Annotated in this window: 6 protein-coding genes, 1 tRNA gene and 1 rRNA gene; 5 read left to right on the top strand and 3 right to left on the bottom strand. The window is 34.1% G+C overall.

All coding sequences use genetic code 11. The features are described from left to right. Positions 1 to 71: 71 nt before the first annotated feature. The 3 genes from AC1RO3_RS06460 (at position 72) to AC1RO3_RS06470 (ending at position 2,403) form a co-directional block, all read left to right on the top strand. Positions 72 to 857, top strand: a complete 786-nt coding sequence (locus AC1RO3_RS06460) for a transporter substrate-binding domain-containing protein (RefSeq protein ID WP_481761799.1) — start codon at positions 72 to 74, stop codon at positions 855 to 857. 79 nt (positions 858 to 936) lie between these two features. Further along, positions 937 to 1,638, top strand: a complete 702-nt coding sequence (locus AC1RO3_RS06465) for an amino acid ABC transporter permease (protein WP_481761800.1) — start codon at positions 937 to 939, stop codon at positions 1,636 to 1,638. A gap of 12 nt (positions 1,639 to 1,650) precedes the next feature. After that, on the top strand, positions 1,651 to 2,403 hold the full coding sequence (locus tag AC1RO3_RS06470) for an amino acid ABC transporter ATP-binding protein (RefSeq protein ID WP_481761801.1): 753 nt from the start codon (positions 1,651 to 1,653) through the stop codon (positions 2,401 to 2,403). 25 nt (positions 2,404 to 2,428) lie between these two features. Here AC1RO3_RS06470 and AC1RO3_RS06475 read toward each other — a convergent pair whose 3' ends face one another. Continuing rightward, positions 2,429 to 3,346, bottom strand: a complete 918-nt coding sequence (locus tag AC1RO3_RS06475; protein ID WP_481761802.1) for a Ppx/GppA phosphatase family protein — start codon at positions 3,344 to 3,346, stop codon at positions 2,429 to 2,431. 45 nt (positions 3,347 to 3,391) lie between these two features. Next, a complete protein-coding gene (trpS, locus tag AC1RO3_RS06480) occupies positions 3,392 to 4,408 on the bottom strand; it encodes a tryptophan--tRNA ligase (protein WP_481761803.1) in 1,017 nt (338 codons plus the stop codon). Positions 4,409 to 4,749: 341 nt separating this feature from the next. Between trpS and helD the strand changes: the two genes are divergently transcribed. Both helD and AC1RO3_RS06490 read left to right on the top strand, forming a co-directional pair. Next, on the top strand, positions 4,750 to 6,993 hold the full coding sequence (helD, locus tag AC1RO3_RS06485; RefSeq protein ID WP_481761804.1) for an RNA polymerase recycling motor HelD: 2,244 nt from the start codon (positions 4,750 to 4,752) through the stop codon (positions 6,991 to 6,993). Between the two features lie 47 nt (positions 6,994 to 7,040). Next, a tRNA-Thr gene (locus tag AC1RO3_RS06490) sits at positions 7,041 to 7,113 on the top strand. 70 nt (positions 7,114 to 7,183) lie between these two features. Here the strand turns inward: AC1RO3_RS06490 and rrf are convergent. Further along, positions 7,184 to 7,259: ribosomal RNA gene (gene rrf / locus AC1RO3_RS06495) — 5S ribosomal RNA — on the bottom strand; the annotation flags it as partial.

The raw sequence follows: 7,259 nt of genomic DNA on the forward strand, positions 1-7,259 counted from the left end.
TGGTTTCTTAGCTTATTTTACGCTATTATAGATAGATAATATATTACTTTTAAAAAAAGGGGCGTACTAAAATGAAAAAAATATTAAGTCTTGCCAGTGTGTTATTGATTGCTCTTGCTTTAACCGCCTGCGGTAAATCGAAAGATACAGCATCCGATGTAACACAAACAAAGGGTACATTAACAATCGGATTAGAAGGTACTTACCGCCCTTATAGTTACCACGATAGTAACAATAAATTAACTGGTTTCGAAGTTGATCTTGGTAAACAATTAGCTAAAAAAATGGATTTAACGCCTAAATTTATCGAATCAAAATGGGATTCATTAGTTGCAGGATTAGATGCTAACAAATACGACGTTGTTTTAAACAACGTTGGTGTTACAAAAGAACGTCAAGATAAATACAACTTTACATCACCTTATATTTATTCAAAATCAATTTTAGTCGTCAAAAATAATAACTCTTCTATTAAAACGATTAAAGATATTAAGGGTAAAAAGATGGCACAAACGGTTACAAGTGAAAATGGAGCCGATGCTGAACGCCTTGGTGCTGATGTTGTCTCAACAGATGATTTTGCAAATACAATCAGTTTAATCCTAGATGGTCGGGCTGATGGTACCATTAACAGTAACGATGCTGTCTATTCATACTTAAAAGAAAAACCTGATACGAACATTAAAACAATTTCAACAGGTTCTGAAATTCCAGCATTAAAAGTTGCTGGCTTAATCCAACAGGACAACCCAAAATTACAAAAAGAATTAAACAAAGCACTTAAAGAATTACGTGCTGATGGCTCATTATCAAAACTATCAAAAAAATATTTTGGTAGCGACATCACAAATAAATAATTCCAAAAGGACTGGTGCAAAATCCATTTTGTCATCAGTCTTTTTTTATTAATAATAGATTAAGAGAGGTTCCGCGTTTATGAAACTTGTTATTGATTCACTCCCAACCATTTTAGAAGCTGGAATTCGCTACACTATCCCTTTGACGATAATTTCATTCGTTATCGGGATCATCATCGCAATTATCACCGCACTAGTTCGAATATCAGATATAAAAAAAGGCAGTACCTTCACCCAAATTTTAAAAGGGATTGGTAAAGCATTCTTTTCATTCTATGTTTGGATTTTCAGAGGAACGCCTTTGATTGTGCAATTATTTATCCTATTTTATGGACTACCTAGATTACCAGCACCTTATACAGTTGAATTCGGCGCATTCAGTGCCGCTGTTATTGTTTTTTCATTAAACGTTGGTGCTTATGCATCGGAAACAATTCGTGCAGCTATTCTATCAATTTCAAAAGGTCAGTGGGAAGCTGGTTACGCCATTGGTATGACACACACAACCGTGTTATTTCGCGTTATTTTACCACAAGCAGCACGGGTCTCACTTCCACCTTTATCAAATAGTTTCATTGGTTTAATAAAGGATACGTCATTAGCCTTCTCAATCACGATTGTCGAAATGTTTTCCGTTGGTCAACAAATTGCGGCAAGAACTTATGAACCTATGACCTTATACTGTGAAGTAGCGGTCGTTTATCTAGTCTTTTGCTCAATTTTAAACGTTGGTCAATATTATCTAGAAAAAAGAACATCGCGTTACATTAAAAATAACTAGGAGGTCTTAACTTTGATTAAATTTGAAAATGTTAATAAATACTTCGACCAACATAAAGTCTTAAAATCGTTGTCATTTGAATTACCAGAAAACGAAACAACCGTCATCGTTGGTCCTTCTGGTTCCGGTAAATCAACCTTATTACGCTCATTTAATTTATTAGAACAACCCGAAGAAGGTCTCTACTCATTAGATGATAAAAAGATCGACTTTACCCAACCAATCAGTGAAAAAACAATTTTGGAAGTTCGTCGTGAAACAGGTATGGTTTTCCAAGACTATAACTTATTTCCTCATTTAACTGTTTTGAAAAATGTTATGGAAGGACCCCTTCACGTTTTAAAGGAACAAAAATTAATTGTTGCACAACGCGCTGAAGAACTTTTAGAATTAGTCGGTCTTTCAGATCGTGCTAATTACTATCCAAGCCAGTTATCTGGTGGTCAACAACAACGTGTAGCTATTGCTAGAGCAATGGCAATGAATCCTAAATATTTATTATTTGATGAACCAACTTCTGCACTAGATCCTGAATTAGAAGCAGAGGTTTTAAGAGTTCTACTTAAGTTGGATATAGAAAAAAAATCAATGGTTATCGTTACTCATAATATGGCCTTTGCAAAAGCTGTTGCCAATAATATCATTTTTCTAGAAGATGGCAATATCTTATTTAATGGTTCACCAGACGAATTTTTCAATCACCCTACAGAACGCATTCAAAAATTTTTATCAGCAATGACATTCGAAGATATTTTACCAAAATAAAAAGACATCAATTTTTGATGTCTTTTTATTTACCTAATTTAGTTGTTAAATAACCTTCTCGGACACCACTTTCAGAAAAAATGACACCAACAGAATTTAAATATTGTCCCAGAACAACAACTGGTGCAATTCCACCTACAATAATATCCGCACGGTTAGAAGCTATACCACTGACTTGTGCACGCTTTTTAGTCGTCAAGCCTACCAAGTCCTCAAAAGTTAATGAAACTGCCTTACGTGACAATTGATAGCCATTAATTGCCTCCGTATTAATTAGCTTCTGTTTTTTGCGGTTTAAACGTCCAATAATTCGATTTGAGCCGCCAAGTAGTACGAGGGGCAACTCCATTGCTTCCTTCAACCACTCCAACTTTTGAAAAGCGGTCACCAAGTACTCCATTAACTGAAATAATTCTTTACTCGTAATCTGTTCATTTTTTAAATATTTTTCGGATAAAGTCACTGCACCAAATGGCAAACTCACAAGATGTACCACTTTTCGATTAACCACATGGATTAATTCACTGCTTGCGCCACCTGTATCCAAAATCAAGCAATCATGAATTGGTAAGGCTTCCATTACACCCATATAATCGTAATAAGCTTCATCATCCCCACTTAAAACTTCAATATCAGCACCAACTGCCTCTTTAATTCGACGTAAAAATTCTTTTTGATTTCGAGCCATTCGTACAGCTGCAGTGGCAATTCCATGTACAGCAACCGGTCCATAAATATCATATTGTTTTTTAAAACTAACTAAGGCTTCAATTGTCCTAGCCATCGCATGTTCCTGTAACACTCGGGATTTCCCCATCCCTTCAGATAATCGTGTTTCCGATTTTAAACGCTTAATTTCTTTAAATTGTCCATTATCAAGTTGTTCGTTAATTGATAATCGAACCGAATTTGAACCCAAATCCAATAAAACAAACTTTTCCATTATTACTCACCTCATACTAAATCAAAGAAACGTTTCACAACCGAACTAGTTAAAATAATTAATTCCAATCGCATCTCTAACTTCGTTCAATGTTTGGTTTGCAACAGCATTAGCTTTATCACTACCCGCTTTTAACATTGCATAAATGGCTTCAGGATCTTTAGCTAATTCAGCTCGTCGTTCACGAATTGGAGCTAACTCAGCTTCAAGTACTTCATTTAAATAACGTTTAATTTTAACATCGCCTAAGCCACCTGCTTGATACTGGGCCTTAAGTTCGGCAACTTTTTCAGTATCTTTATCAAAGATATCAAGATAAGTAAATACCATGTTACCCTCAACTTTACCTGGATCTTCAACATGAATATGATCTGGATCTGTATACATTGACATTACTTTCTTCTTCAATGTCTCCGCATCATCGGCAAGGAAAATCCCGTTTCCTAGTGACTTACTCATTTTTGCATTACCATCTAATCCAGGTAAACGTCCTTGCCCTTTTGGAGGGAAGACACCTTCTGGTTCAACAAGAATATCTTGTTGATAAATTGTATTAAAACTTCTAACGATTTCGCGTGTTTGTTCAATCATTGGTTCTTGATCATCGCCAACAGGTACAACTGTTGCTTTAAATGCTGTAATATCTGCAGCCTGGCTAACCGGATAAACAAAAAATCCGGCAGGAATACTGCGTTCAAAATTCTTTTGTTGAATTTCAGCTTTAACTGTAGGATTACGTTCCAAGCGAGAAACAGTTACCAAATTCAAGTAATAACTTGTTAGTTCCGTTAATGCAGGAATTTGAGATTGAACAAAAATAGTTGATTTGTTTGGATCAATACCAACCGCTAGATAATCTAACGCTACTTGAATTAAACTATTTTTAATTTTTTCCGGATCACGTGCGTTATCTGTCAAAGCTTGTTGATCAGCAATCATGATGAATATCTCATAATCACCAGAATTTTGCATTTCAACACGATTCTTTAATGAACCGATGTAGTGCCCGATATGTAGTTTCCCCGTAGGTCGATCCCCTGATAAGACTACTTTTTTTGTCATATTTACGCTCCCTTTCTATCTATAAAAAAAGTCCTATTGTTAGTAAATAACAATAGGACGACTGTCTCGTGGTACCACCTAAATTGCAGAATAAAATTCTGCCACTTACCGATAAGGAGGTTACCCAAAATTCTCATATATCCAATTCAGTCCGCCACCATACCTTCCAGCAAAATCAGTATGTCCCTGTTCTAGTTGGCGTTCCTACTTCGCAATAATCAATGAATTATCTATTAGTGTAAGTGTAGCGTGTTCAACAGAAAAAATCAAATAATATTAAATACTAGACGAATATTTCAAAAACCTTTAAACTAGGTCAATAGTACAAAGGGGGCATTAAGATGTCAGAAGAAGAAATCGAACAAAATAGAGTTGATTCAATTATTACTGAAATTAATCACCAATCTATTAAAACAGCCGAACTATGTGAAAAAGCACATAAAGAAACCTCATCAGTTGAAAAAAACTATGTAGATAATGCCAAAATCAATACTTTTGAAGTTGATGATAGAATTGAAACGAATGCCGAAGTGCAACAACAGAAACAATTGGTCGCCACGACTATCCAAACTGAAGAAATATTAGAAAAACAGGTTCATACTTTAAAACAATTAGGCGATTCACCTTATTTTGGACGTATCGACATCCAAGACGATGGCGATCCAGAACAGGAACAACTCTATATTGGTCTAGCCTCTCTAGTAGATGATCATCAAAATTTTCTAATACATGACTGGCGTGCACCTATTTCAAGTATTTATTATAACGGCGCATTGGGTCATATTTCTTATAAGACACCACAAGGAACTCAAATGACAGAATTATCCAAAAAACGTCAATTTCAAATTAAAGAAGGTAAAATCCTATCGATGTTTGATACCAATGAAACAATTGGCGATGAATTATTGCAACAAGTTTTAGGCGAACAAAGTGACACACAGATGAAAAATATTGTTTCTACAATTCAACAAGAACAAAACACAATTATTCGAGATACAACAAGTGACTTATTAGTTGTCCAGGGGGTTGCCGGAAGTGGGAAAACATCCGCTATTCTACAACGTATTGCATTTCTACTCTATCACTCAAGAACATCACTAAATGCGGATCAAATTATATTATTTTCTCCAAATCTACTTTTCAGTCACTATATTTCCGATGTACTACCTAGCCTGGGCGAAAAGAACATGAGACAAGTCACGTTAGCCGAATTCTTCTCTAATCGTTTTCAAGGATTAAAGGTTGAAACCTTATTTGAAAATTATGAGTCAAACAATAAACATGCTTCATCTGATTTAAGAGGTAATGCACTTTTAAAAAAAACAATTGAAAATTACTTAAATGCAGTAGATTCATCTGAATTAGCCTTCACAGATATCATTTATGAAGGTATCCCGTTCTTTAAAAAAGAAGAAATCGCTAATATATTTACACATCTACCACATAATATGTTGTCATCAGATAAATTTACCGCAACAAAAAATACACTAACAAAACGATTAAAAACTAGAATTGCCGAAATGGCAGAATCTGATTGGATGCGTGAAGAAATTGATTCGTTATCTGATTCTCAATATGAAACATATTTAAGTGATTATGAACGCGATGAATTTGATAGTATTGATAAAGAAATATCATATATTGGTACCATTATATTAAAAGATCGCTTTAATATTGTATATGATGCGATTTACAATAATTATTTTATTGATATTTATGAGCAATATGCTAAATTCCTTGAAATTACAATTTCAATAGAAGAAAAAAAATCATTCCAATCAAACTTAGAGCTTCATAAAATCACGTTATTAGATGCCACACCACTACTATTGCTACGAGACTTACTAACGGGTGATGGTCAAAATAGAAATATCGAACATCTTTTTATTGATGAAATTCAAGATTACTCTCCGCTGCAACTCTTATATTTAAAAAATTGTTTTCCTAACGCTAAATTAACACTTTTAGGAGATAGTGAGCAAGCTTTATTCTATGATTTAATCTTACCAGCTAAATTTTTAGAAAATTTAAATCATATTTTACAAGTTAAAAAAACTAATTTAATTATTTTAAATAAAAGTTACCGATCAACATTTGAAATTACTAATTTTGCAAAATCATTGCTACCAGACGGAAATAGCATTGAATCATTCACACGTCATGGCGAATTACCTAAAATATACTTTAGTAAAACCCGGGCTTCTGCACTAGCATCTTTAATAGCCCTAATTAAAAATGGTGATACTAATAACCAACCAGTAACTATCATCACTAAAAATTTGGCTGAATGTAAATTACTATATAGTGAACTCAGATCATTAGTAAAATTAACAATGGTTACAGATGGCGACAGAAAAATTCCAGAAGAAACAATAATATTACCTATTTATTTAGCTAAAGGCTTGGAATTTGATTCTGTTATTGCTTTTGATATTTCAAAAAAAAATTATATTTCAAAAAATGATCTTGGTACCCTTTATACTCTTTGTTCACGAGCAATGCATACCTTAACTATCTTTTCCATTGAGTCACTATCTCCGTTGCTTACGAATTCCATAAATAATTCTAGTGTTTTGATTGTTTAAATTTAGGTTGATTTATTTTTAATATTACTATAGACTTTTATAGTAATGCCGCTTTAGCTCAGTAGGTAGAGTATCACCATGGTAAGGTGGGGGTCACCGGTTCAAATCCGGTAAGCGGCTTTTTATTTTACAATCGCATAAAAAAAGGACATTAACAATTATGTTAATGTCCTTTTTTTATTTATTATTAGCATGGCAACGTCCTACCCTCGCAGGGGGCGACCCCCAACTACTCTTGGCGCTAAGAAGCTTAACTTCTGTGTTCG

The organism is Dellaglioa sp. CoH-57-MRSF-19 (assembly GCF_056781975.1).

Coding starts and splice junctions, on each gene's coding strand:
- trpS (WP_481761803.1), bottom strand. CDS start 4,408: ATGACAAAAAAAGTAGTCTTATCAGGGGATCGACCTACGGGGAAACTA.
- AC1RO3_RS06465 (WP_481761800.1), top strand. CDS start 937: ATGAAACTTGTTATTGATTCACTCCCAACCATTTTAGAAGCTGGAATT.
- helD (WP_481761804.1), top strand. CDS start 4,750: ATGTCAGAAGAAGAAATCGAACAAAATAGAGTTGATTCAATTATTACT.
- AC1RO3_RS06475 (WP_481761802.1), bottom strand. CDS start 3,346: ATGGAAAAGTTTGTTTTATTGGATTTGGGTTCAAATTCGGTTCGATTA.
- AC1RO3_RS06460 (WP_481761799.1), top strand. CDS start 72: ATGAAAAAAATATTAAGTCTTGCCAGTGTGTTATTGATTGCTCTTGCT.